The 24,568-nt window shown below is 71.9% G+C and carries 18 protein-coding genes and 1 pseudogene; 8 read left to right on the forward strand and 11 right to left on the reverse strand.

All coding sequences use genetic code 11. The features are described 5' to 3' along the window. Positions 1–4,698 (forward strand): annotated as a pseudogene (locus A3Q37_RS37680) (hypothetical protein); the annotation flags it as partial. Between the two features lie 77 nt (positions 4,699–4,775). After that, on the forward strand, positions 4,776–5,189 hold the full coding sequence (locus A3Q37_RS06975; protein WP_065479154.1) for an FKBP-type peptidyl-prolyl cis-trans isomerase: 414 nt from the start codon (positions 4,776–4,778) through the stop codon (positions 5,187–5,189). Here the strand turns inward: A3Q37_RS06975 and A3Q37_RS06980 are convergent. The 4 genes from A3Q37_RS06980 to A3Q37_RS06995 all read right to left on the reverse strand — a co-directional run bounded on the left by A3Q37_RS06980 (position 5,174) and on the right by A3Q37_RS06995 (position 9,758). Then, positions 5,174–5,788 carry a TetR/AcrR family transcriptional regulator gene (locus tag A3Q37_RS06980; protein ID WP_065479157.1) on the reverse strand — a complete coding sequence of 205 codons (615 nt, stop codon included), beginning with the start codon at positions 5,786–5,788 and terminating at the stop codon, positions 5,174–5,176. The two genes, A3Q37_RS06975 and A3Q37_RS06980, sit on opposite strands and share 16 nt — an antisense overlap. Before the next feature lie 131 nt (positions 5,789–5,919). Continuing rightward, positions 5,920–7,512 carry a succinic semialdehyde dehydrogenase gene (locus tag A3Q37_RS06985; protein ID WP_065479160.1) on the reverse strand — a complete coding sequence of 531 codons (1,593 nt, stop codon included), beginning with the start codon at positions 7,510–7,512 and terminating at the stop codon, positions 5,920–5,922. A 17-nt stretch (positions 7,513–7,529) separates the two neighbouring features. After that, entirely contained in the window at positions 7,530–8,456 is a 927-nt protein-coding gene (locus A3Q37_RS06990) for an acetoacetate decarboxylase family protein (protein ID WP_065479162.1), read from the reverse strand. 54 nt (positions 8,457–8,510) lie between these two features. Continuing rightward, on the reverse strand, positions 8,511–9,758 hold the full coding sequence (locus tag A3Q37_RS06995) for an NADH:flavin oxidoreductase/NADH oxidase family protein (protein ID WP_065479166.1): 1,248 nt from the start codon (positions 9,756–9,758) through the stop codon (positions 8,511–8,513). A gap of 207 nt (positions 9,759–9,965) precedes the next feature. On the opposite strand from A3Q37_RS06995, the gene A3Q37_RS07000 reads away from it, so the two are divergent. From A3Q37_RS07000 to A3Q37_RS07020, 5 genes are all read left to right on the forward strand, one after another. Further along, positions 9,966–11,000, forward strand: coding sequence for a DUF3533 domain-containing protein (locus A3Q37_RS07000; RefSeq protein ID WP_065479175.1), 1,035 nt, complete (start codon positions 9,966–9,968; stop codon positions 10,998–11,000). Further along, the gene (locus tag A3Q37_RS07005; protein WP_065479177.1) at positions 10,997–11,710 is read left to right on the forward strand and encodes a type 1 glutamine amidotransferase domain-containing protein; all 714 of its coding nucleotides are present in this window, start codon (positions 10,997–10,999) and stop codon (positions 11,708–11,710) included. The genes A3Q37_RS07000 and A3Q37_RS07005 overlap by 4 nt, the downstream gene beginning before the upstream one ends. A gap of 120 nt (positions 11,711–11,830) precedes the next feature. Beyond that, positions 11,831–12,799: an NAD(P)H-quinone oxidoreductase gene (locus tag A3Q37_RS07010; protein WP_065479180.1), complete on the forward strand. Its 969-nt coding sequence runs from the start codon at positions 11,831–11,833 to the stop codon at positions 12,797–12,799. 208 nt (positions 12,800–13,007) lie between these two features. After that, positions 13,008–13,979, forward strand: a complete 972-nt coding sequence (locus A3Q37_RS07015; RefSeq protein ID WP_065479183.1) for an alpha/beta hydrolase — start codon at positions 13,008–13,010, stop codon at positions 13,977–13,979. A gap of 212 nt (positions 13,980–14,191) precedes the next feature. Beyond that, positions 14,192–15,025, forward strand: coding sequence for a PIG-L family deacetylase (locus tag A3Q37_RS07020; RefSeq protein ID WP_065479539.1), 834 nt, complete (start codon positions 14,192–14,194; stop codon positions 15,023–15,025). Between the two features lie 73 nt (positions 15,026–15,098). Here the strand turns inward: A3Q37_RS07020 and A3Q37_RS07025 are convergent, their stop codons facing one another. From A3Q37_RS07025 to katG, 3 genes are all read right to left on the reverse strand, one after another. Beyond that, entirely contained in the window at positions 15,099–15,992 is an 894-nt protein-coding gene (locus A3Q37_RS07025; RefSeq protein WP_065479186.1) for an oxygenase MpaB family protein, read from the reverse strand. 120 nt (positions 15,993–16,112) lie between these two features. After that, a complete protein-coding gene (locus A3Q37_RS07030; protein ID WP_079137690.1) occupies positions 16,113–17,624 on the reverse strand; it encodes a DUF4246 domain-containing protein in 1,512 nt (503 codons plus the stop codon). 184 nt (positions 17,625–17,808) lie between these two features. Continuing rightward, positions 17,809–20,064, reverse strand: coding sequence for a catalase/peroxidase HPI (gene katG, locus A3Q37_RS07035; protein WP_065479189.1), 2,256 nt, complete (start codon positions 20,062–20,064; stop codon positions 17,809–17,811). 388 nt (positions 20,065–20,452) lie between these two features. Here katG and A3Q37_RS07040 point away from each other — a divergent pair, with 388 nt between their 5' ends. Continuing rightward, on the forward strand, positions 20,453–20,863 hold the full coding sequence (locus tag A3Q37_RS07040) for a Fur family transcriptional regulator (protein ID WP_065479192.1): 411 nt from the start codon (positions 20,453–20,455) through the stop codon (positions 20,861–20,863). 61 nt (positions 20,864–20,924) lie between these two features. On the opposite strand, the gene A3Q37_RS07045 is transcribed toward A3Q37_RS07040, so the two are convergent. The 4 genes from A3Q37_RS07045 to A3Q37_RS07060 form a co-directional block, all read right to left on the reverse strand. Beyond that, the gene (locus tag A3Q37_RS07045) at positions 20,925–21,821 is read right to left on the reverse strand and encodes a sucrase ferredoxin (RefSeq protein WP_065479197.1); all 897 of its coding nucleotides are present in this window, start codon (positions 21,819–21,821) and stop codon (positions 20,925–20,927) included. After that, positions 21,818–23,047, reverse strand: coding sequence for a cupin domain-containing protein (locus A3Q37_RS07050; protein ID WP_065479204.1), 1,230 nt, complete (start codon positions 23,045–23,047; stop codon positions 21,818–21,820). The genes A3Q37_RS07045 and A3Q37_RS07050 overlap by 4 nt, the downstream gene beginning before the upstream one ends. Further along, positions 23,044–23,457: a BatC protein gene (locus tag A3Q37_RS07055; protein ID WP_218064545.1), complete on the reverse strand. Its 414-nt coding sequence runs from the start codon at positions 23,455–23,457 to the stop codon at positions 23,044–23,046. Before A3Q37_RS07055 ends, A3Q37_RS07050 begins: the two co-directional genes overlap by 4 nt. 156 nt (positions 23,458–23,613) lie before the next feature. Then, positions 23,614–24,552: an SAM-dependent methyltransferase gene (locus A3Q37_RS07060; protein ID WP_065479210.1), complete on the reverse strand. Its 939-nt coding sequence runs from the start codon at positions 24,550–24,552 to the stop codon at positions 23,614–23,616. Positions 24,553–24,568 lie beyond the last annotated feature (16 nt).

The following is a 24,568-nucleotide window of genomic DNA, read 5'->3' on the forward strand; positions in this document are numbered from 1 at the left end:
GAGCCGCCCGTCCACCGCAGCCACGCCACCCCGCCCTGGCTGCCGCCCGCCGATGCCGACGGCCCGCGCTACCGCCTGGACCGCGACGGCCTCCTCACCGCACCCGACGGCGCCACCTACACCCAGGGCGCCCCGGCGGGCCGGGGCAACGGCTTCTTCGCCGCGCTCTCCACGGCTCTGCGCCACGCCGCCGAACAGCCCGGCCGCGACCCGCGCGCGGCGGCCCGACTCCGGACCCGCGCCGGGGCGTCGCCCACGCAGCTGATGCGGCTGAACGGGCTCCCCGGCGAACGGGCGGAGCGCGACGCGCTGTTCTCGCCCCCGCCGCCGCCGGAACGAGCGGGCGAGCCCGCCCCGAGCCAGGACGCCCGCGACGGCCGGCTGCGCCGCCACCTCGCCCACGCCCCCTGGGGCCCGGACGCCGACCGCGCGGTGGCCGAGTGGGCGGCAAGGGCGACCGGCGCCACGGTCACCCTGATCGAGGAGAACGGCACCGCCCACACCTACGCGGGCCCCTCCGCCGACGCGCCCGTCCTCCGACTCCGCCGCCGGGGCGGGGACTTCGTACCGCTGCTGCTCCGGACTCCGGCCCCGGCCCCGGCCCCGAAGCCGAAGGTGCCCACGGACAGCGATGTCCCAGGGCTGCCCGGAGAAGAAGAGGCGTACGAACTCAGCACGCTGTCCGGCGCGGAGCCCCAGCCCCAGCCCCACGACAACACGGGCAGCCACTCCGACTCCGACTCCGAGGACGAGCAGGACACCCCGATCTGGGCCGACCCCGAGTGGCTGACGGCCGTCTTCGGGCCGCAGTGGAACAGGGCCCCGCGCACCCGGCTCCAGGAGACCTCCGAAGCCCTCTACGCGCTGGTCGAGGAGGCGGCGGGCGGCCGTCCGACCCGCGACGGGCTGGCCGATCTCATCCGGCACGTCCTGCATCTGCCGCACCGGGCCCGGGTGACCAACCAGGACGTCCTGGACCTGGGAGCGCTGGCGCTGGAGGCATCGTCGGACGACCTGGCGACCGCCGACGACCTCGCCGGGTACTTCGTCGACCGGCAGATCGAGACCCGGCGGGACGCCCTCGCCGAAGAGACTCTGCTGCGTACGGCGGAACGGACCCCGGCGGGACGGGACTTCACCGGAGCGGACCGGGGGCTGCCAGCCCCGGACTCGTACCTCGCCGAGCGTTCCGGCCGGGCGGCCGGGCAGAGCGCGCCGTGGCGGAACCCGTACCTGTTCGTCGCCGAGGCGGCGGAGGGCGGCGGCGTCGAGATCGTCACGCCGTGGCGCACCTTCGTCGTCCGTGACGCCGAGGAGATGGCCCGGATCATCTCGTACGACTCGCGGCGGCCGGGCGGTGCGGACATCGTCCTCGCCCTGCCCCCGGCGTTCGCCGCGCGCGTCGCCGACCTGGTCGCCGGTACGACGGCCCGCCCGGTCTGGTATCCGCTGGGACCGGCCGAGGTGGCCACCCACCCCACCACCGGGGTCGCCCACCTCGTGGTGCACCGGCGGGCCGGGGAGACCGGGCCGGACTGGACCACGCCCCCGCCACCGCAGGAGCCCGGTCTGCCCGGCGCCCGCGACCTCAGCAGTGACAGTGACAGCGAGGGCGAGAGCGACAGCGGCTCCACCAGCGACGGCGACGCGGAGTTCGACCGGCTCGCCGACCGGGCACAGTGGGAACGCCGCATCGACGCGCTACGCGCCCGCCCTTTGGTCACCCGCGATTACGAAGTCGTCGACGACGGCGGCACCGGAACGCTGTTCACCGAGCCCGGCCCCCGGACGGTCGGCGAAGTCCGCACGGGATCGGGCGCCGAAGAACCCGCGCTGGTCCTGCCTCATCAGAGCCAGGACACCGTCCCCGCCAGCGCCCGGCCGCCGCTGCACATCTCCGAAGACCGGACCGTCGCGCTGCTCTCGGCCGGGGACGACACCACCGGACGCGGTCGGCAGGTGTACGCCACCCGGGCGGCGATCGCGTCCTCCTCGGCCCGCCTGGCCGCCGCCGGAGCCGGGGTGCGGCTGGCGGCCGACCCGTCGGTGCGGGTGGTGCTCGCGCGGGAGGACGGTACGCCCGGCGAACCGCTCTTCCGGGTGGAGCCCCGGTTCCTCACCGCCTCCGGTGCATCCGAGTACGCCTTCACCCGGGACTTCGCCCGGACCGTCGCCGGAACGGATGCCGCGCCGCTCTCCCACCTCGCCTTCCGAGCCCCCGGCGGTACGGTCGCCACGGCTCCGGTCAACGGGCTGCACGGCCGGGAGGTCACCGGCACCCACCACCTGGCCCAGGCGCTGACGGAGGTCGCCGACGGCACCCGTACCGCCACCGATGTCACCCCGGGCTGGGCGGCCCGGCAGGCGGGCCGGGACCCGCGCTTCACCGGCGGAGTGGTGGGCGCGCCCACCCCGGGCGAGGCGTACGGGCAGGCCCTCAGCCACACCCAGGACAACGCGCTGCGCGGGCCGTTGACCCGGGCCGCCGCCCGGACCGGGGTCAACGAGTACGCCTGGGCGGAGGTCGGCGAGGGCTATCTGATCCAGTCGGTCAGCACCACCAACGACGGCGGCGCCCAGCTCTTCACCCACAACCACGCCAAGCCCGGCGACCCGGTCGGCCCGCACGCCCCGTACCACTTCGCGCAGGTGGTGCTGGCAAGCGAGGACGGCAGCCACCAGATCACCCTGGAGAACGAGACCCACTCCCGTACACCGATCTCCACGGACCAGCTCGACGCGGTCGTCGACGAAAACCTCGACCGCTACGACGAAGACCAACTGAACGAGCTGGCAAGGGAGTCCGAAGAGCGCGCCGAGACCGCCCGGCGCGATGGCGCTGCCCCGGCGGAGATCGCCCGCCTTGACGGCTTCGCCCGCGCGGCCCGGGCCCTGGCCGCCGTACACGAAGCCGAGCACGTCCGGTGGTACTTCACCGACGACCGCCCCGAACACGCCCTGGCCCAGCGCGAGGTGGACCAGGCCCGCACCCGCGCCCGGGACGCCGTACGGGCGGCCGCACCGGTCCTGGACGACAAGGACCAGTGGTTCTTCCGGGCCTACAGCAAGCGCCCCGGTGAGTCCGCCCACGAGGTCAACGCGGCACTGTTGTCGGAGCGTTCGCCCGCCGTGTCCAATCCGCTCACCACGGTCGCCCTGCACGGCCACGCGCCCCGCCCGGACCGGAGGACCGTACGGTTCGCCGAGCAGCAGCACACCCCGTCGGCGGACGCGGACGAGAACCTGGACGCCCTGGCCCTGTCCCTGGCCCGGGCCGGCCTGTGGAACCACGCCAACGGCCTGCCCCTGCCCACGGTCACCGTCACCGGGCACGGCAACCGCTCCCGGGCCAGCGGCCAGAAGCGGGCCGAGGCGGTCGGCAAGGCGCTCGGGGACCGGCTGGCCCGGCTGCTGAGGACCTTCCAGGACGGCGCCCCGGGCCCGCACGTCCGGCTCTCCGACTTCACGCTCACCCTGGACGCCCAGCGGGTCCGCAGCGCCACCGACCCGGACCGGGGGCGGGTGGTGACGGTGGACATCGACGACCACCGGAACACTTCGTCACCTGTACCTGGCCGCCCCGGACCAGCTGGGGAGCCGTTCCGCACCGAACCGCCCGCGCCGCCCCGCCCGACGGCCGAGCCCGCCGTGCCCGGGATGTCACGGCCCGCCGGTACGCACCGCCGGTCCGCGACGCCCAGCCCCGACCGTGGCGCACCGGTGCCCGCGTGGGTCCAGGCCCGCATCCGGTACGCCGAGGAGTCCGTGGCCTTCGAGCGGCGACTGGCCGAACATCTCGCCGAGAACGAGGCGGTGACGGAGGAGTTCCGCAAGATGGCGCGCGCCGCGTGGGACCGGGCGCGGCAGCAGTACCCGCGCGCCCTCGCCACCTTCGGCAGCGAGAACCCGAGCATGCCCGGGACGGTCGGAACCAGCAGGCCCGCCCTCCAGCAGGTGCTGCGGACCGGCAACCTGAGGGAGCTGGTGACCTTCCTGTTCCAGGGCATCTCCAGCGACCTGGTGCCCGAGATGCTGGGCGGCAGGGAGGCCCCGAACCCGGAGATCGAGCGGGAGCGGCCCAGCCGCCGACAGGCGGAGGCCCGCGCCGAACTGGAGCGTCTGGCAGCGCAGTTGAACCTGGACGACGCCCTCTCCGTACCGGAGAAGCAGGCGGCGCTCGCGCGCGCCACCCGGGAGCACACGGTCCGGACCGACCCCGACGACGTACGCCCGCCGCTGAGCCGGGCCGAGCTGCCCTTCGCGGTGAACGACCTCGGACTCACCTGGATGCCCGCGTCCTCCGTCTACGACCTCGCCATGAGCACCGGCCTCCAGGGGGCGTCCGAGGACACGGGAGGCCTGGTGCTGACCGGCACCGCCGGTTCGACGTACCGCTTCCTGGTGCACGCGGCCCGGATGCGGGACCAGTGGGGGATCGACCTGGATCTCGGGCTGATCCGGGCCGGGATGATCGCCATGTCGCTGTCGGCGGGCCACCACTCGTTCCACGAGGTCATGCGCGGCGCCCAGTTGGCGCTGAACTCCCTGCCCGGCCATGACCCGGCGCTGGACTACCAGGACAACTGGGGCCGGTACTGGAAGATCCACCCGCTCACCGAACAGGAGCTGCGCGAGCACGTCGCCCGGGACGGCCTCTTCCCCGACGAGCACGCCCGGGCCCTGCTCGACGTAACGTGACCTCCTGCCGCATGGAAGGACCGTGCGGATCCGGTCGGCCCGTGCGCGGGGTTCCGGAGGCGAGCGAGGGAACCGTGATGAGCGAACTGACGAAGCCGGTGGTCGAGGTTCCGGAGGGGGACGCGCCCACCGAGCTGACGATCCGCGACCTTGTGGTCGGGGACGGGCCCGAGGCGCTCCCGGGCAGGGTCGTCCGGGTTCACTACGTCGGCGTGACGTTCGCGTCCGGGCGCGAGTTCGACTCGTCCTGGGAGGAGGACCGGCCGTTCAAGTTCGCCGTGGGCGGCGGCCGGGCCATCAAGGGCTGGGACCGGGGGATCAGGGGCATGAGGGTCGGGGGCAGGCGCGAGATCATCGTTCCCCCGCGCCTCGGTTACGGCAAGCAGTCGCCCTCCGCGCTGATCCCGCCGGGCTCGACGCTGATCTTCGTCGTGGACCTGCTGACGGTGGTGGGCGGCCCGCAGGCGACAGCCGCTCAGACCCCTGGCTGAGCGGCCGCAGCCGTGCCGGACATCGCCGGGGCGGCGTCGAACAGCGCGCGGACGGCGGAGGTGACCTGGGCGGCGACGATCTCGGGGGTGGAGGAGTCGAGCTTGCCGTCGAGGTGCAGGAACGCGAGGCCGTGGACGAGGGCCCACACCGTGGTCGACAGGGCGTCCGCGTCCACGCCGGGGAAGGTCGCCTTGACGATGGTGCGGACGTACTCCGAGATGGCGGCGGTCGCGGCGACGCGTTCCTCGCTCGTGGGGTCGCAGGGCTCCGCGAACATCGCCCGGAACAGGGCCGGGTGCTCCAGTGCGAACCGTACGTACGCGACGGCGACCGCGGCGAGTTCATCGGGTGTCGAGGGCGCGGGATGGGCCTGCGCCAGGTGGGTGGCGAGCTCGCGGTACCCCTCGGCGGCCACCGCTGAGACCAGGGCCTCGCGGTCGGCGTAGTGACGGTAGGGGGCCGTCGCCGAGACCCCGGCCCTCCGGGCGACCGCGCGCAGCGAGAGCCCGGCGCTGCCGTCCTCCTCCAGGAGCTCACGCGCGGCACGCAGGCAGGCGGCGCGCAGATCGCCGTGGTGGTACGTACTGCTCGGGGCCATGGGGTGCGCTCCTTATGTTTGCCATGTCCACATCTCCTCCCTGATGTGAACGTTGTATACATCTTAGGTGATCGGAAAGGGAGAGGGAAACGAGGGGAGGGGACAGCCGGTGCTGGTGCCGCTGCCGCTGTTCAGCGCATGCCGATGGTTTTCATGGTTTTGAGGGCGCGGGTGAGGAGGTCGGCCCAGGTTTCGGGGGTGATGTGGGTCGGGGGGTAGAAGCCTTGGATGCGTTGGTGGGCGATGGTTTGGGGTTCGGTGTATTTGAGGATGCCGTCGGCGCCGTGGCGGCGGCCGAGGCCGGAGTCGCCCATGCCGCCCATGGGGGCGTCGATGCTGCCCCAGGCGGCGGCGAAGGCTTCGTTGACGTTGACGGTTCCGGCGTGGATGCGGGCGGCGACGGCGCGGCCGCGGGTTCCGTTGCGGGTCCAGACGCTGGCGTTGAGGCCGTAGGGGGTGGCGTTGGCGAGGGTGACGGCTTCGTCGACGTCGCGGTAGGTGTAGATGGAGACGACCGGGCCGAAGGTTTCGTGGTCGTGGAGGGTCATGTCGGGGGTGACGTCGGTGAGGATGGTGGGTTCGTGGAAGAGGGGGCCGAGGTCGGGGCGTGCGTTGCCGCCGGCGAGGACGGTGGCGCCCTTGGTGACGGCGTCGTCGATGTGCTCGGTGACGGTTTTGAGCTGGGAGGGTGTGGTGAGGCTGCCGACGTCCACGCTGTAGTCGTAGGCCGCGCCGATGCTGAGCTTCTTCGTGCGCGCGGTGAATGCGGCGATGAATTCGTCGCGGATGGATTCGGGGATGTAGAGGCGTTCGACGGAGACGCAGAGCTGTCCGGCGGAGGGGAAGCAGGCGTTGACGGCGCCTTCGGCGGCTTTGTCGATGTCGGCGTCGTCGAGGACGATCATGGGGTTCTTGCCGCCGAGTTCGAGGGAGGCGCCGATGAGGCGCTTGCCCGCGTCGGAGGCGATCTGGCGGCCGGTGGCGGTGGAGCCGGTGAACATCATGTAGTCGGCGTTGTCCATCAGCGGGGTGCCGATGGAGCTGCCGCGGCCGATGACCATCTGCCAGACGTCGCGGGGGAGTCCGGCTTCGTGCATGAGGTCCATGGACCACAGGGCGGTCAGCGCGGTCTGGGTGTCGGGCTTCTGGACGACCGCGTTTCCGGCCATCAACGCGGCGATGGTGTCGCTGGCCGCCATGCTGAGCGGGTAGTTCCAGGGGGAGATGACGGTGACGACGCCCTTGGGGTGACGCAGCTCGGTCGTGTGCGTGAGCAGGGGTATCGCACCGCGGCGGCGCTTGGGGGCCAGGTACTTGGCGGCGTTGCGGGCGTAGTAGCGCGAGACGATGCCGATGTCGACGACTTCGAGGTGGGCGTCGCGGCGGGTCTTGCCGTTCTCGGCCTGCATGAGGTCGAGGGCTTCTTCCCGGCGGTTGAGGACGAGGTCGTGGTAGCGCAGCAGGATCCTCTTCCGTTCGCTCAGTGGGGTGGCGGCCCACGCCTTCTGCGCGATGCGGGCGCGGGCGAAAGCCGCCTCGACCTCTTCCGGCGTCGAGACCGGGAGGTCGGCCAGGGGGAGGCCGGTGTAGGGGGCGGTGGTGGTGACGCGTGCGGCGTCCGGCGCGGCCGAGACGAGTGCGGTCAGGCGCCTGAGCAGGGCCGGAGTGATGGACGCGGGCAGAGCCGGGCTGTTGGGGGCGGTGGTGGTGTGTTCGGTGGCCATGGCACGGGCTCCTTTGCTTACTTCTTCCGGGGCGGAACGGAGGTGGGGACGGGCATGTGGAGGGCGGCCTGGCCTTCGGTCATGACGTCGAACTGGATGGTCCGCTTCGGCTTCAGCGAGCGCAGGTCGTCCGACATGCGGCCTTCGCCGAGCTGGAGGGTGACGCCGCGGGTGTTGCGCGTTGTTCCGGCGTTGAGGACGTTGGTCTGGTTGAGGGTGGAGTGCCAGCCGCCGTTGATCTTCGTGTAGGAGGTGAGCGAGCCGACGCGTTCCCCGCTGACGTACGCCTTCTGGGTGGGGGTGGGTGCGGAGAGGGTGAGGTCGGCTCCGCCGGTGTCGTTGGCGACGCGGGCGGTGGTGCGGAGGTCGTTGATGTCGACGTCGAGGTCGGTGACCCACTTGGGGAAGCCGTAGCCGTCGTGGCCGCGGACCTGCGCGATGTCCGAGTTGACGGGCAGGGACAGGACGTAGGCGTCGAGGTGTTCGTTCTTCAGGCCGGTGACGAGGTCGAAGAAGCCGAGCTTGCCGTGCCGGGCGGGCTTCACGGCGATGCCGACGGTGGCCTCGGTGTAGAAGTCGATGTCGCACACGTCGTAGCGGAAGAACATCACCGAGACGAGCCCGAGTCCGGGCACGATCTCCAGCGGGGAGAGCTCCCCGGGCAGGCGGGTGCGGATCGCCTTGGAGGGGGCGAGCATCGTGAGGCGGGCGGTGGACATCGTGTAGTAGAAGTTCGGGGTGAGCGTCGGACCGATCGGGGAGTCGACCTTGATCTTGGGCAGCCGCCGGAAGAAGTCCACGCCGCTGACGCGCGGGTCGCGGGCGATCGCGTCCAGGTCGGGGTTCATCCGGTACCGGTCGTACAGGCCGCCCTTCGGGACGGTGACCTCACGGCCGCCCAGATCGACCTTGACGGTGTCCTGGTTCTTCGGTGTGGAAGACATGGTGCGGGTTCCTCTCATGTTTGCGATGTCTGCATTGCGGTAGGGGGCGGTCGCTCAGGCCCTGGTGCCCCGGGGCTCGGCGAGCCACGTGCGGTAGCGGCGCAGGGCGGTGCGCTGCTTGCGTTGTTCGGCGACGAGGGCGAGTGCGGGGTGGGTGCCGGGCCGGGTCCTGCTGCCGCGGGCGAGGCGGCGCATCTGGTGGCGGACCTGCGCCATGCTGGCGGCGGAGGCGAGGGCCTTGTCGGACCAGGTGACCGCGCGCATCCGCCGGTCCGCCTCACGGCCGCCGCGCCAGCGGTCGGGCAGGTCGGGGGTGACGGCGAGGGCGGTCCCCATGCCGATGACCGCCACACCGCTGTCGAGGACCTTCTGCGCGGTCGCGCGCCGGGTGATGCCGCCGGTGAGCATCAGCGGGATCGGGCTGGTGATGACCAGATCCCTGGCCAGGTCCAGGAAGTACGCCTCACGGGCCCGGGTGCGGGTGTCAGTGGAACGGCCGGTCATCGCCGGGCTCTCGTAGCTGCCGCCGGAGAGTTCGACGAGGTCGACGCCGAGGGGTTCGAGCATCTCGATGACCTGGCGGGCGTCCTCGGCGTCGAACCCGCCGCGCTGGAAGTCGGCGGAGTTCAGCTTGACCGCGACCGCGAACGACGGTGAGACGGCGGCGCGTACGGCGCTGACGATGTCGAGGAGCATGCGGGCGCGGTTCTCCAGGGGTCCGCCCCACTGGTCGGTGCGCTTGTTGACCAGCGGTGAGAGGAACTGCGACAGCAGGTAGCCGTGTGCGGCGTGGATCTCTACGCCGTCGAAGCCGGCCTTCTCGGCCCGGTGGGCGGTCACCGCGTACCGGGTGACGGTGTCGTGGATCTGCTGGGCGGTCATGGCGGTGGGCTTGCCGAACCGGCTGCTGTGCTTGCCCAGGCTGACGCCGATGTCGGACGGGCCCCAGACGACTCCGGGCATGTCGGAGGCGACCTGGCGGCCGGGGTGGTTGATCTGCATCCAGATCGACCCGCCACCGGACTTGCCCGCCTGTGCCCACTCGGCGAACGGCTCCAGCGGGGCGTGCTCGTCCAGGACGACACCTGCGGGGCCGGTCAGGGCCTCGGCGTGGACCATGACGTTTCCGGTGATCAGCAGGCCGGTCCCGCCGGCCGCCCACTGCCGGTACAGCGTGAACAACTGCTCGTCGGGCAGCTGGCCGTCGCCGGCCATGTTCTCCTCCATCGCCGCCTTCGCGATCCGGTTCCTCACCACCTGCCCCGAACGCAGATGCAGCGGTGAGAACAGCTCGCCGGTCATATCGGATCCCTCTTCCTTCGTGATCACCTACGATGTGTACACCACTCACATTAGCCCAAGAATGTAATCACCGTAAACATGGGGTGGTGTGGGGTACGTCGCACCGGTCGGCGGCCGACGGTCGGCGGACGGGTGTGGAGGGCGGGTCACCAGCCGTTCGGGCGCTTCCCGCCTGCGGGGCCGCCGGTCGTCCCGGACTGTGGAGCCATGAAACAGAGCACCTTGTCCGAGGTGAAGAGCGCCGTCACCCCCCGGGCCACGCTCCTGGTGATCGGGGTCGTCGCCCTCCAGCTGTTGTTCGTCGTCTCCTATGTGGGCGCGCTGCACGAGCCCAAGCTCAGAGACGTCGCCTTCGGAGTGGTGGCCCCGCCGGCCGCGGCCGAGCGGACGGTGCAGCGCCTGGACGAGCTGCCCGGCTCGCCGCTGGACCCGCGCGCCCTGCCCGACGAGGCGGCGGCGCGGAAGCAGATCGAGAACCGGGACATCGACGGCGCGCTCGTGGTGAACCCCGGCGGTACCACCGACACCCTGCTCGTCGCCTCGGGCAGCGGCAGGGCCCTGGCCATCGCGCTGGGCTCGCTCACCGACACCGTGCTGGAGGCCCAGGGACGTACCGCGCGGACGGTCGACGTGGCTCCCGCGTCCCCGCACGATTTCAACGGGCTGTCCTCGTTCTACCTGGTCATCGGCCTGTGCGTCGGCGCCTATCTGTGTGCGTCGATCCTCGCGATCAGCGCCGGTGCCCGCCCGGCCAACCCGACGCGCGCGGCCACCCGTCTCGGCACCATGGTGCTGGTCGCCCTGGCCGGCGGACTCGGCGGCGCGATCATCGTCGGACCGATCCTGGGCGCTCTGCCGGGCAGTGTGTGGGCGTTGTGGGGGCTCGGCGCGCTGCTCGTCTTCGCCGTCGGTGCCACGACGCTCGCCCTGCAAGGACTCTTCGGCGTCATCGGCATCGGCCTGGCGATCCTGATCGTCGTGATCATGGGGAACCCGAGCGCGGGCGGGGCCTTCCCCGCGCCGATGCTGCCACCGTTCTGGGAGGCGATCGGCCCGGCCCTGCCACCGGGAGCGGGCACCTGGGCGGCCCGCTCGATCTCCTACTTCGACGGCAACAACATGACCTCGGCCCTGCTGGTGCTGTCGGCCTGGGCGGTCGCCGGAGTCGCCGTCACCATGCTCGCCTCTGTACTGCGGCAGCGTCGCGCCACGGAGCCGAGCATGCCCGAGGAGGCGTCATGACGAAGGTGCTGTTCGTCGTGTCGGCGGCCGATCGCTGGACGCTGCGGGACGGAGAGGTCCATCCCTCGGGGTTCTGGGGTGAGGAGCTGGCGATGCCGCACAAGATCTTCACCGAGGCGGGCTGGGAGACCACCGTCGCGACGCCCGGCGGGAAGATCCCGACGCTCGACCGGCTGAGCATGTCGAGGACGGCGGGGTGGCCGTCGAAGCTGCGCGAGGTGGCCGCGTATCTGGACGCCATCGACGCGCAGCTCAAGCACCCCCGGGTGCTGAGCGAGATCGATCCGGACGCGTTCGACGTCGTGTTCTATCCGGGCGGGCACGGCCCGATGGAGGATCTGCCGGTCGACCCGGTCTCCGGCGCCCTCCTGACCCGGGTCCTCGCCTCGGGCAAGCCGCTCGCGCTGCTGTGCCACGCACCGGCGGCGGCGTTCGCCGCGAAGAACGAGGACGGGTCGTGGCCCTTCGCGGGATACCGCATGACGGGCCTTTCGAACCTGGAGGAGAAGTTCAACAGCTTCGGCCGCAAGGCGATCTGGCTGCTGGAGGACCGCCTGCGGGAGAGCGGGGCGGAGTACTCCAAGGCGCGTCTGCCGCTGCGGCCGTACATCGTCGTCGACCGCAACCTGTACACGGGGCAGAACCCGCCGTCCTCCGAGCGCCTCGCCCACCGCATCGTCGCCGATGTGAACGCGGCCGCGGTGCGCTAGAGGGCAACTGGTCCGCTGTCCGGGCCACCCCTCGATGTTGACAGTGCACACTCCTCGACGTAATGTGAGCATCGTAAACATCGTGTGCGATGCGCACGGCTCACGCGAAGGAGAAGCGCCGTGAAGGCTGTATCGATCAAGGAACCGGGTGGTCCCGAGGTGCTGGAATGGGTGGAGGTCGAGGACCCCGCGCCCGCGCCCGGCGAGGTGGTCATCGATGTGGTGGCAGGCGCACTGAACCGGGCTGATGTCATGCAGCGGATGGGGCTCTACCCGCTCGCGCCGGGCACCTCGCCCTATCCGGGCCTGGAGGTCTCCGGTCGCATCAGCGCCCTCGGCGAAGGGGTCACCGGATGGCGGGTGGGTGACGAGGTCTGCGCCCTGCTGACCGGCGGCGGTTACGCGCAGAAGGTCGCCGTCCCCGCCGGGCAGCTGCTCACCGTCCCCGAGGGGATCGGTCTGGTGGAGGCGGCCGGACTTCCCGAGATCACCGCCACGGTCTGGTCCAACCTCGTCATGACCGCCGGCCTGAAGGCGGGCGAGACGGTCCTCGTGCACGGCGGTGCGGGCGGCGTGGGCACGATGGCGATCCAGGTCGCCAAGGCGCTCGGCGCCCGTGTCGTCACCACGGTCGGCGGCCCGGAGAAGGTCGCCCGGGCGCGCGAGCTGGGTGCCGACGAGGCGATCGACTACCGGACCGAGGACTTCGCCGACCGCGGGCCCTACGACGTGATCCTCGATGTCATCGGCGGCGACTACCTCGAACGCAACGTCCGTTCGCTGGCCGCCGACGGCCGCCTGGTCGTCATCGGTCTCCAGAAGGGCCTGGAGGGCTCGCTCAACCTGGCCGAGATCGTCTTCAAGCGGGCGTCCGTGTACGGCACCACGCTGCGCACCCGGTCGAAGGAGCAGAAGGCCGAGATCGTCGCCCAGGTGCAGCGGAACGTCTGGCCCCTGATCGAGAACGGCTCCGTGCGGCTGGTCGTCGACCGGACCGTACCCATGGCCGACGCGGCCGAAGGTCATCGCCTCATGGAGGCCGGCGGCCATGTCGGCAAGATCCTCCTGGTCAACGACGAGACCGAGTGATGAGGGGCGGGCCGCCGCTGACGGGGTCCACCGGGGGATGAGCGCCTGACCGGGTTCCGTGCCGGTTGCGGGGGATGAATGGGGCGCAAAGGATGGAACCGCTCATTGCCGTCCGGGGTGCGCATCGCTTCGACGGCCGGCACTTCAGCGGGCGGCCGACGGGGCCGCGCGCACCGGGCACACGGCGTGCCCACGACAGGGAGTCGACATGACCGAGCTACCCCCTCCGATCACCCCCTACCTGGAACCGGCGGCGAAGGAGCTGTGCGAGGCCACGGACCCGCATCCGCGGATCTACGAGGTCCCCCCGGAGAAGGGCCGCGACATCCTGCTCGGCCTCCAGAGCGACGCGAGCGTGCCCCGCCCGGACGTCGACGAGGAGTGGGTCGACGTGGACGCCGGCCAATGGGGCACGGTCCGCACCCGGATCATCCGGCCCAAGGGGGCCACCGGGCCGCTGCCGGTGGTCTTCTACATCCACGGCGCCGGCTGGGTCTTCGGCGACGACAAGACCCACGACCGCCTCTTCCGCGAACTCGCCGTCGGCGCCGGGGCCGCCGGGGTCTTCCCCGTCTACGACCGGGCGCCCGAGGCCAAGTACCCCACCCAGGTCGAGCAGAACTACGCCGTGGGCCAGTGGGTCCTGGAACACGGCGCGGAACACGGACTGGACACCTCACGGATCGCGGTCACCGGCGAATCGGTCGGCGGCTGCATGTCAGCGGTCTTCGCGCTGATGAACAAGGAGCGCGGAGGCATCGACCTCAAGGCCCAGGTCCTGCTCTACCCGGTCACCGACGCCGACTTCAACACTCCGTCCTACCTCCAGTTCGCCGAGGGCTACTACCTCACCCGCGACGCCATGAAGTGGTTCTGGGACGCCTACATCGGCAACCCCGCCCACCGCACCGAGGTGTACGCCGCGCCGCTCCACGCCACCCTGGACCAGCTCCGGGGTCTGCCGACCACGCTGGTCATCACCGACGAGGCCGACGTCCTGCGCGACGAGGGCGAGAAGTACGCCAACCGGCTGCGCGAGGCCGGCGTGGACGTGACCTCCGTACGGGTCGCGGGCATGGTCCACGACTTCCTCCTCCTGGACAGCCTGCGCGACACCCGCGCCGCGAACGTCGCCCGCACCCTCGCCGTCGACGCCCTCAAGAAGGTCCTCCACGACTGAGCGTCATGAGGGCAGTGACGAACGGCTGGGGCGCGTACGAAGGGATCGTCGCGGCGGGGTCGGAGTCGGAGTAGTCGGAGTCGAAGCCGGGCCCCGGGAACAGCGGGCCCGGCGGGCGCAGTTACCTCCTGCGAGGGGCCGAGCCCGAGAAGTGCGGTATGCCCGCCGCGAACTCGGACCACCCCGACCCGACTCCGTGGAAGGACCTCTTCATGACCGACCGGCCCCTGACGCTCATGGCCGTGCACGCCCACCCCGACGACGAGGCCACGGGAACCGGAGGAGTGCTCGCCCGGTATGCGGCGGAAGGCATCCGCACGGTTCTCGTGACCTGTACCGACGGCGGTTGCGGAGACGGGCCGGGAGGCGTCAAGCCCGGCGACCCCGGGCACGACCCGGCGGCCGTCGCCGCGATACGCCGTCAGGAACTCCGCGCGAGCTGTGACGTCCTGGGCGTGAGCGATCTGGAGACGCTGGACTACGCGGACTCCGGGATGATCGGCTGGCCGAGCAACGACGCCCCCGGATCCTTCTGGCGGACCCCCGTGGAGGAGGGCGCCGCCCGGCTCGCGGAGCTCATCCGGCACTACCGGCCCGATGTGGTCGTCACCTACGACGAGAACGGCTTCTACGGTCACCCCGACCACATCCAGGCCCACCGCATCACGATGGCGGCGCTGGAGATGACCACGCTGACGCCGAAGGTGTACTGGACGACGATGCCCCATTCGGCGATGCGCACGTTCGAGAAGACCATGCGCGAGTTCCATGAGGACATGCCGGAGCCGGACCCCGCCGAGGCCGCCGCGATGGCCGAGATCGGTCTCCCCGACGACGAGGTCACCACCTGGGTGGACACCACCGCGTTCAGCGGCCAGAAGTTCGACGCGCTGGCCGCGCACGCCAGTCAGGGCGAGAACATCTTCTTCCTCAGGATGGGCAAGGAGAGGTTCGGCGAGTTGATGGGCACGGAGACCTTCGTCCGGGTCAAGGACACGACGGGCGCGGCCCTGCCCGAGAGGGACCTCTTCGCCGGACTCCGCTGACCCGCCGCCCGCCGGGGCCCGTACGTACGGCATCCGCCGGGGCCTGTACGTAGGGCAGGGGCGTACGTCCTCGTCACTCCTGCCGCGTCCCCGCCAGCCGCCCCCGTGCCGCCGCCTGGATCTGGGACGGGCCGAGCCCCCACTCCAGGGTGCGTCCGACGGCCGTCGCCAGGGGCCGGTCCCAGCAGACGCGGACGGGGGCCGGGCGGCGGATGGAGAGTTCGGTGCGGGCCCAGTCGGGGAGGAGCCCGGTCGAGGCGTTGGTGAGCAGCCGGACGGCCAGCCGCTCCCGTGGCGTACGTCCGAAGCCGCGGAGGAACCGCACCGAGTCCAGCGCGGCCGGGGTGGCGTGGAGTCGGGGACGCATACGGGTCAGATAGCTCTCCACCTCGGACACGGTACGCGGCACCTCCCGCGCCCCCAACTCCTCTGCCACGGGGGCGGCCTGGCGGTAGTACGTGTCGCACTCGGCGCGGGTGAGTCGCTGCGGCCGGGGCGCGTAGGCCTGGTGGCCGGCGAGGAAGCTGCGCACCTCGGCGGTGTGCACCCAGGTGAGCAGATCGGGATCGTCCGCGCGGTACGGCCTCCCGTCGGGGGCCGTACCGCGCACCCGGGTGTGGATGCGCCGGACGAGACCGATCACCTCGCGGGCGGCGGGCGAGGAGCCGAAGGTGGTCGTGGTGATGAACCGTACGGTTCCGTTCAGCCGCCCGACCGGATCGGCGCGGAAGTCCGAGTGCTGGTCCACCCCGGCCATGGCCAGCGGATGCAGCGACTGGAGCATCAGGGCGGCGAACCCGCCGGTGAGCATCCCGGTGGCCTGCCCGTGCACCCGCCACAACGGGTCCGCCGGGATGATCCCGAACAGCCCCGGATCGCCGGGCGGAGCCGCGTACCGCTCCAGCTTGAGATCACCGCCGTGCAGGGCCGCCGTGAGCTCCGCCGCGATCCGGTCCCGCAGTCCCACCGACGCCTCCCGGTTCCCGACTCCCGCTACCTGTGTCCCTCGGCCGAGGGTACCGAGCCGCCCAGCCCCACCCGCTCCCGGACGCCGGGCAAGGCGCCACGGCGACCATGCCCACGGCGTTCAGTGCTCGCAGAGCGAGAACTCGCGTTCGTAGAGCTGCTCGTTGTGTTCGTCGACGAAGAACTTGCGTTCCCGCATGAGCTCTTCGCGATAGCCTTCGGCCTGCTCGCGCGTCATGGTCGACGTGGCGAACCCCGGCTGCTGCGGCGGTACGTCGGAGGTCGAGACGATCTTCTTCGACGGGTCGACCAGGAAGAACGCGAGGATCTTGCGATGGCCCGGACGGGTGGGGTCCGCGAGGCGGAACGAGCCGACGCGGTGCTGGAGGATGTTCGGGAACGCCAGGCACCGGCCCGCGGGGGTGGCCGCCGACCCCAGCGTCTGGTTCAGCGCCTCCTCGTCCTCCAGGCCGTAGACCTCCCGCATGCCGTTGTCGTCGTTCTGCTCGTAAGTCGGGTAGTCGAGGGCCGTACGGAAGCTCAGCCGGCTCTCCGTGATGTTCTCGCTGTCCCAGTAATAGATGCCGGTCGAGACGATCCGCTCGTTCAGCATGCCCTCGACATGCCAGGAGCCGCCCGCGTACTCCGGCCTGTCCGGGGTGAGGTGGATCGTGGCGAGCTTGACGATGACCTGGAGGCGGCGGCCGCGCAGGTCCACCCGGGCCGACGCGTCGGGTATCGGGAGCGGGGCGAACTCCGGGGCGTCCGGGATGACCGGGCGGCGGTTCTCCCACCACTCGTCCTGGGCCGCCCCCCAGTCGCGCAGGGCCTCCTGGTAGGCCGCGTCATCGGCGTACGACGCCTTGTCCGGGTACTCCGGCTCCGAGTCGTACCACCCGAAGGGATCGGGCTCGATCCGCAGGGGCCGCGGATGGCGCAGATCGGTGAGCACGTTCTCCAGCAGAGGACGCATGCGCGTGAACACGTCCGGCAGGACAGCGGCCAGTTCGCGATGGGTCTCGGGGTGGACGTTGTTGACGTACGAACGGAACACCGCGTCTCCGCCGGCGGTGACCTCGACGTCCGTGGGCAGCCACTGGAACTTCTCGGAGAACTCGTAGGCCGCGTAGCGGTTGTCGGTCTCGTTCCGCCAGGCCCGCTCGGGCGCCTCGCTCACCCCTCGTACCAGACAGAACAGCGAGGGATGCACCAGGTCCAGCACCTGCCCGTCGGAACCGGGATGCCAGTCCCGCTCCGCCGCGGGGACCTCTTCCAGGACTCGGACCGCCTCGCGCAGCCGGGACCTGAGCGCGTCGTCGACCAGGGTGTCCGACTGCCACACCCCGTCGACCGCGGACACCTCGATCCCCGTCCCGGCGTCCCGCAGCGCGGCGTAATGCGCGAGCTCGGCCAGCACGTAACGCACCTGCGCCTCGGTGAGACCCTGCTCGACCGCTTCCCGCGTCCACCTGGCGACGATCCCGGCATCGTTCATCTTGTCGAACCAGCCGGGCTTCGCCCTGAGGTGCGCGCTGCATCGGATCATCTCCAGCTCCCGCAGCGTCCGCGGTGTCGCGAGCGCCGGGGAACGGGAGGTGTGAAAGGGCAACGGGAAAGCAGACAGGCCGGTCAACGTTCGTGATCCTCCGCGTCGGTGGGTGGTGGCCGGAAGACTACGTCAGCGGACTGACACCCCCGCCGCGGTCCCCATCGGCGCCGACCGGAACCGGAACCGGCGGTGGGGCCGGTGCGCGAACGCACCGGCCCCACCTATGGGGCAACCCGGCCACGCCCGGAGCAGGCGTGGCCGGAGGCTGTCAGACCAGGTCGTACCGGTCGAGGTCCATGACCTTGGCCCAGGCCGCGACGAAGTCCGTCACGAACTTCTGGCGCGCGTCGTCGCTCGCGTAGACCTCGGCGAGGGCGCGGAGCTCGGAGTTGGAGCCGAAGACCAGGTCGGCGCGGGTGCCGGTCCACCTGACCTTGCCGGAGGCGTCGCGGGCCTCGAACTCGTCCTGCGTCGACGACGTCGACTTCCAGGTGATGCCCAGGTCGAGCAGGTTCACGAAGAAGTCGTTGGTCAGCGTGCCCGGACGGTCGGTGAGGACGCCGTGCTTCGAGCCGCCGGTGTTGGCGCCCAGCACCCGCAGACCGCCGACCAGCACCGTCGTCTCCGGGGCGCTCAGCGTCAGCAGGTTCGCCCGGTCCAGGAGCAGGTACTCGGCGGGCAGCCGGGCCGCCTTGCCGGTGTAGTTGCGGAAGCCGTCGTACGCGGGCTCCAGCGCGGCGAAGGACTCGACGTCCGTCTGCTCCTGCGTGGCGTCGACGCGGCCCGGGGTGAACGGCACCTCCACCTCGACACCGGCGTCCTTGGCCGCCTGCTCGACCGCCGCGCTGCCCGCGAGGACGATCAGGTCGGCCAGCGAGACCTGCTTGCCGCCCTTGGCGTTGAAGGACTCCTGGATGCCTTCGAGGGCGCGCAGGACCTGGGCCAGCTCGTCCGGGTTGTTCACTTCCCAGCCGCGCTGCGGCTCCAGACGGACCCGGGCGCCGTTGGCGCCGCCCCGCTTGTCGCTGCCCCGGAAGGACGCGGCCGAGGCCCAGGCGGCCGAGACCAGCTGCGCCACCGTCAGGTCCGTGCCCAGCACCTGCTCCTTGAGCGCGGCGATGTCCGCCGCGTCCAGCACCTCACCGGTGCGCGCGGGCAGCGGGTCCTGCCACAGCAGCACCTCGGAGGGCACCTCGGGGCCCAGGTAGCGCTGGATCGGGCCCATGTCACGGTGCGTCAGCTTGTACCAGGCACGGGCGAAGGCGTCCGCGAACTCCTCCGGGTTCTCCTGGAAGCGCCGCGAGATCTGCTCGTACGCCGGGTCGAAGCGCAGCGACAGGTCGGTGGTGAGCATCTGCGGCTTGTGCTTCTTCGACGCGTCGTGCGCGTCCGGGATCGTCGCCTCGGCGTCCTTGGCGACCCACTGGTGCGCGCCGGCCGGGGACTTGGTCAGCTCGTACTCGTACGCGAAGAGGTTGTGGAAGAACTCGTTGCCCCACTTCGTCGGCGTGCTGGTCCAGGTCACCTCCAGACCGCTGGTGATGGCGTCCCCGCCCTTGCCCGACCCGTACGAGCTGCGCCAGCCGAGGCCCTGCTCCTCCAGCGGGGCGCCCTCGGGGTCCGCGCCGACGCTCTCGGCCGGGCCCGCGCCGTGCGTCTTGCCGAAGGTGTGGCCACCGGCGATGAGGGCGACGGTCTCCTCGTCGTTCATCGCCATCCGGCGGAAGGTCTCGCGGATGTCGCGGGCGGCGGCGATCGGGTCCGGGTTGCCGTTGGGGCCCTCGGGGTTGACGTAGATCAGACCCATCTGGACCGCGCCGAGCGGGTTCTCCAGCTCACGGTCGCCGGTGTAGCGCTCGTCGTCGAGCCAGGTGGTCTCCGGGCCCCAGTAGACGTCCTCCTCCGACTCCCAGACGTCCTCGCGGCCGCCGGCGAAGCCGAAGGTCTTCAGGCCCATGGTCTCCAGGGCGACGTTGCCGGTGAGGATCAGCAGGTCGGCCCAGGACAGCGCCTGGCCGTACTTCTTCTTGACCGGCCACAGCAGCCGGCGGGCCTTGTCCAGGTTGCCGTTGTCCGGCCAGCTGTTCAGCGGGGCGAACCGCTGCTGACCGGCGCCCGCGCCACCGCGGCCGTCGCTGATGCGGTACGTGCCGGCGCTGTGCCAGGCCATCCGGATCATCAGGGGCCCGTAGTTGCCGAAGTCGGCCGGCCACCAGTCCTGCGAGGTGGTGAGCACCTCGGCGATGTCCCGTTTCACCGCGGGCAGGTCCAGCGCCTCGAACGCGGCCTTGTAGTCGAACTCCTCGCCCAGCGGGTTCGCCACGGCGGGGTTCTTGGCCAGGATCTTCAGGTTGAGGCGGTCCGGCCACCACTGGCGGTTACCGCCGCCCTGCGTGGGGTGCGGCGCGCGGCCGTGCGCCACGGGGCAGCCGCCCGCCTGCGCCTCGGGCACCTCCGGGACGGCCGTCTCGGGCGAATCCGGGGTGACGGGGTCGAAGACGTGAGACTCGTTGTTCTCGGTCATGGGGCAATCCTTCCGGACCCGGCGGGTCGTGGGGCGCTGAACGGGGGAGGAGGATTCGGGCCGTACAGAAGGGGCACGCTGATGTCGGGTCCCGTCGCGGGGCGCCCGAGCGCTTCGCGGACCACCGCACCCGGCGATCCCGGGCGGTGCGACGACGACGGCGCTGGGCCGACGGGCGGCATCGCGCGGTCGACCGGTGATGTCGCGTCGCGTGTCTCTGCTGCCGTACCGGAGTCTTCCTGTCTCTTGGATGTCGCCGGGATCGATCCTACGATGGACTTCGTCCAAGTCAAGAAGCAAGCTAAAACCATAACGACAGGGGCGTGGCGTCGGCGGATTCTTTGCCCGGGCCGCCCGCCCCTCCGGCGAGCGGAGCAGGTGAAACGAGATGAGCGACCTCCTTGGGCGGCTGCGGGGCCGTGGCTGGCGCATGACCTCCCAGCGGCGTGTCGTCGCGGAGGTCCTCGACGGCGACCACGTCCACCTGACGGCCGACGAGGTGCATCTGCGGGCCGCCGAGCGCCTGCCCGAGATCTCCCGCGCGACCGTCTACAACACGCTGGGCGAGCTCGTCGCGCTCGGCGAGGTGCTGGAGGTCTCCACCGTGGGCCGCGCCAAGCGCTACGACCCGAACGCGCGCAACCCCCACCAGCACCTGGTCTGCTCCGGCTGCGGCACGGTCCGCGACGTCCATCCCGTCGGCAACGCCATCGGCGATCTGCCCGAGGAGGAGCGGTTCGGGTTCGCGGTCGGCTCGGTGGAGATCACCTACCGCGGGCTGTGCCCGGCCTGCGCCTGACCGGGGCGGGGTCGGCCTGCGCTTCACCGGGGCGGGGCCGGCCTCGGGAGCGGGGCGTCCGTCAGCGGTCGCGGATCGACGTCACGTCGTAGACGAGGGCGGAGCTGTTCGCAGGGCCGCGGCAGGTCAGTTGGCGGGCCCGCGTGCGCCGGGCCCGTACCTCGACGTCGAGCAGCCTCGCGTGCGGTGCCCGGCCGCTGACGCGGACGCGCCAGCCGTCACCCTCGGCGACCGTCGCGGTGACCGCGTAGTCGTGCCTGCCCGCCGGGCCGAAGCGCCGGAGCACCGCGGCCACCGCCGCCTGCTGCGGCGGGCGGAGGGTGGTGTAGCCCCGCAGATGGTCGGCGCGGATACGGTCGGCGAGGTGGTCCTCGACCACGGTCACCGCCGACCGGGCGTCGAGATTGCCGTAGTAGACCCCGTCGGGCACGACGACGACATTGGCGGCGAACCGGTCGCCGCCCACATGCGTGCACTCCCACACCAGGTCCGGCCAGCGCGCGCCGAGGGCCTGGCCCACGGGCCGGCCGCGCACCGCGCAGCAGGCGTCGTGCAGGCCGTGGGCACAGACGAGGACGACGGGGGCGAGGCCCGGCTCCCCCGGGGCGTCCAGGGCGGTCACGATCCGCGCCAGGTCCTGGTCGCGGTGCCAGCTGCCCCACCGCTGGCGCAGCGCGCCCGAGCCGTCGTGATGCAGCACCGCCCACCGGTCGCTCCCCTCAAGGCGGCGGCGTCCGTGCCGCCTGACGAGGAGGATCCGGGCCCGGTTCGCCCGGGCCGCGGCGAACACCAGGGTCTTGGTCTCCGGATCCAGGTCGAGTCCGTCGAAACCGTTGGCGGGCCAGGCACGCCGGTACTCGATGAGGACCCAGACGGAGCCGAAGGGAGCCGTGCCGACGAACGGGTCGCGGCGGGCCCTGGCCGCGTCGGCGCAGAAGAACCGGTCCGGCGGGATCACCGGTCCGCGGGCACCAGGACGCCCGCCCGCAGCAGCCGCCCGGCGAGCGCGAGGCCCAGGTCACCGGCGGTGCGCACCCGGCCGTCCAGCAGCCGCGCCACGGGTACGAGATCGGGCGCCGGGAAATCGAGGTGCCCGACGCGGGTGTGCAGGCGTGACCCCTCCAACCGGGGCTCCAGCGCCTTCCGCAGCCGTACGGGTGAGGTCGTCCCGAGGCCGGTCAGCGCGGCGAGCTGGGCCACCGGACCCAGCGGCGCCGGGCGCGCCTGGGACCGTTGGGCGCGGTGGAACAGCGGGGCGGGATCAGCCTCGGCGACGGCGGCCAGCAGGCGCTCACGGACCAGGCCGAGGACGTCGTCCGGACCGATCCCGCTACCTGGCTCGTTCGGGTCCGCCAGAGGAAGCGACCGGCGCATGGACGGGTCGTCGCCCAGTGCGGCGAGGGCGGCCCGGGTCAGCTGTTCGGCCAGCGCGTAACGGGTCCAGGCGTGGACCCCCAGCGTCAGATGGATCGAGACCTCCCCCTGGGCCTGCGCCGAGTGCAGCCAGCCGCGCGGCAGGTACAACACATCGCCGGGGCGGAGCATCGTGTCCAGATGGGGCGTGCTGTGCGCGGCCCGGTCGGCCACGGCCGCACGGTGATCGGTCCACGGCTGGTCGCGCAGCGGGTCCGGCAGCACGGGCTCGTGGATCACCCACCGCTTCGCCCCCTCGATCTGGAGGACGAACACGTCGTGCACGTCGTAGTGCGCGTCGAACCCCCGGTTCTGCGGCGGGGTGACATAGGCGTTCGCCTGTACGGGATGACCCAGCTCCGTACTCAGTCCGGAGACCAGGTCCGCCACCGGCTCCCAGGTGCGGTGCAGCGCCTGAAGTACGAGCGTGGCGCCGTCGGCGAACGCACGCCACAGGGCCGTGTCGTCGAGCTGGTCGGCGACGGTCGCCCCGACTCCGGCGGGTGCGGTGAAGGACGAGGAGGGCAGCGTGGCGCCGTCCTTGGCGACCCGGAGGAACGGGGTACGCAGCCCGCGGCGGGAGATCAGCTCGTCCACGGCGGACGGGGAGAAGACGTCGGAGAAGTCGCTCGCCCGCCGCGTCAGCGACGCTGTGCGTCCCCAGACGTCACGGGCGAATTCCTCGCGGCTGAGCCCGGTCAGCCGCGATTCCAGGACCCCGGCGCTTTCACGCGCGCCGGAATCCTGGAGCTCGGTGCGGGGCAGGCTCAAGAGCGGCTGCCGGCCCCGCCGTCGGCGCCACCGTCGGCTCCTCCGTCGTGGACGCCGGGGGTACCGGCCGCGCCACCGTCCGCAGGCCCTTCGGCGCCGCCGTCGGCTCCTCCGTCGTGGACGCCGGGGGTACCGGCCGCGCCACCGTCCGCAGGCCCTTCGGCGCCGCCGTCGGCTCCTCCGTCGTGGACGCCCGGGGTGCCGGCCGCGCCGCCGTCGGCGGGCCCTTCGGCTCCGCCGTCCGCGCCGCCGTCCGCCCCGCCGTCGTGGACGCCGGGCGTACCCGCCGCGCCGCCGTCCGCAGGCCCCTCCGCTCCGCCGTCCGCGCCGCCGTCATGGACCCCGGGCGTACCCGCCGCTCCGCCGTCCGCAGGTCCCTCGGCTCCGCTCGCGTCGTGCTCGGTCATCATTCCTCCTGGGATCACACCATGGGGACGATGGTTTTCCGCTGTCCGGAAACCCGGTCGCCGGGACGTCGATCTGGGCCAAAATGGCCAGTAATCACCGTATCTCTGCGGCTGGAAAACATCGATTCGAGCGGTGCGAGGTGGTCCGAATGCCGGACCTCACACCCCGGGTCCGCCACCCGCGGGGTGTGGCTTCTCGGCGAACACCCACCGGTTGCCCGCCAGGGCGTCGTTCGGCTCGGGCAGGGGGCCGCGTCCGTGCAGGCGGGTGAAGTCGAAGGGGGTGTGGACCGAGGTGGACCAGCCCCGGTCCGCCAGGCGGCCCGCCGAATCGGGGCGGGGCGCCAGATCGAACAGGTCCAGCAGGTCGATGCCGATCTGCTCCCTGGTGGCCGTGTACAGCGGGCTGTCGCGGTACTCCAGCAGGTCCTTCTCCACCTTGACCTCGAATGCCAGCGCGCTTCCCCCGGTACTCAGCCCCTCCACCGTGTCGATGAGGTAGGTCTCGGCGGCCGGCGGCAGGTAGAACAGCAGCCCTTCGACCAGCCAGACGCTGGGCGCTGCCGGGTCGAAGCCGACGCGGGGCAGCGCGTCGGCCCAGTCGGCGCGGAGATCCATCGCGACCGGGACGCGCGCCGCCTTCGGGGTGGCCGGAAGACCGCCGAGCACCCGGTGCTTGAAGGCCAGCACCTCCTGCCGGTCGATCTCGAAGACCACACAGCCGGCGGGCCAGTCGAGCCGGAACGCCCGTGTGTCCAACCCCGCCCCGACCAGGACCACTTGGCGGGCGCCCCCGACGCGTACCGACCGGAGGAGGAAGTCGTCCAGGACCCGGGTCCGCAGGCCGAAGTACCGGGCGAACCGGCCCCACAGCGGGTTCGCGTCCCCGCCCTCGACCTCCCTCGGGTGGACCGGCCAGTCGGCGGAGGCCGGGGCCGCGCGTACGAAGTGCTCCGCGTGGACGTCCCGGGCCAGGCTGTCGGGGCGGTGGGTCTCGAGCGCCCGCGCCGCCGCGACCAGGAGAGCGGTCACACCGACCCCTCCCGCCACGCCCTCCACGCCCGTGTCGTCGGTGTTCCGATGTGCTGTGTCGACCATGTGCACTCCTTTGATG

Source organism: Streptomyces sp. PTY087I2 (genome assembly GCF_001687325.1).
In the GTDB taxonomy this organism is placed as follows: Bacteria; Actinomycetota; Actinomycetes; order Streptomycetales; family Streptomycetaceae; genus Streptomyces.

Excerpts from the sequence above, each read along its gene's own strand:
- katG (WP_065479189.1), bottom strand. The coding sequence starts at position 20,064 with ATGACCGAGAACAACGAGTCTCACGTCTTCGACCCCGTCACCCCGGAT.
- A3Q37_RS06995 (WP_065479166.1), bottom strand. The coding sequence starts at position 9,758 with ATGACCGGCGAGCTGTTCTCACCGCTGCATCTGCGTTCGGGGCAGGTG.
- A3Q37_RS06975 (WP_065479154.1), top strand. The coding sequence starts at position 4,776 with ATGAGCGAACTGACGAAGCCGGTGGTCGAGGTTCCGGAGGGGGACGCG.
- A3Q37_RS07055 (WP_218064545.1), bottom strand. The coding sequence starts at position 23,457 with ATGATGACCGAGCACGACGCGAGCGGAGCCGAGGGACCTGCGGACGGC.
- A3Q37_RS06990 (WP_065479162.1), bottom strand. The coding sequence starts at position 8,456 with ATGTCTTCCACACCGAAGAACCAGGACACCGTCAAGGTCGATCTGGGC.
- A3Q37_RS07015 (WP_065479183.1), top strand. The coding sequence starts at position 13,008 with ATGACCGAGCTACCCCCTCCGATCACCCCCTACCTGGAACCGGCGGCG.
- A3Q37_RS07020 (WP_065479539.1), top strand. The coding sequence starts at position 14,192 with ATGACCGACCGGCCCCTGACGCTCATGGCCGTGCACGCCCACCCCGAC.
- A3Q37_RS07060 (WP_065479210.1), bottom strand. The coding sequence starts at position 24,552 with ATGGTCGACACAGCACATCGGAACACCGACGACACGGGCGTGGAGGGC.
- A3Q37_RS06985 (WP_065479160.1), bottom strand. The coding sequence starts at position 7,512 with ATGGCCACCGAACACACCACCACCGCCCCCAACAGCCCGGCTCTGCCC.
- A3Q37_RS07005 (WP_065479177.1), top strand. The coding sequence starts at position 10,997 with ATGACGAAGGTGCTGTTCGTCGTGTCGGCGGCCGATCGCTGGACGCTG.
- A3Q37_RS07040 (WP_065479192.1), top strand. The coding sequence starts at position 20,453 with ATGAGCGACCTCCTTGGGCGGCTGCGGGGCCGTGGCTGGCGCATGACC.
- A3Q37_RS06980 (WP_065479157.1), bottom strand. The coding sequence starts at position 5,788 with ATGGCCCCGAGCAGTACGTACCACCACGGCGATCTGCGCGCCGCCTGC.
- A3Q37_RS07000 (WP_065479175.1), top strand. The coding sequence starts at position 9,966 with ATGAAACAGAGCACCTTGTCCGAGGTGAAGAGCGCCGTCACCCCCCGG.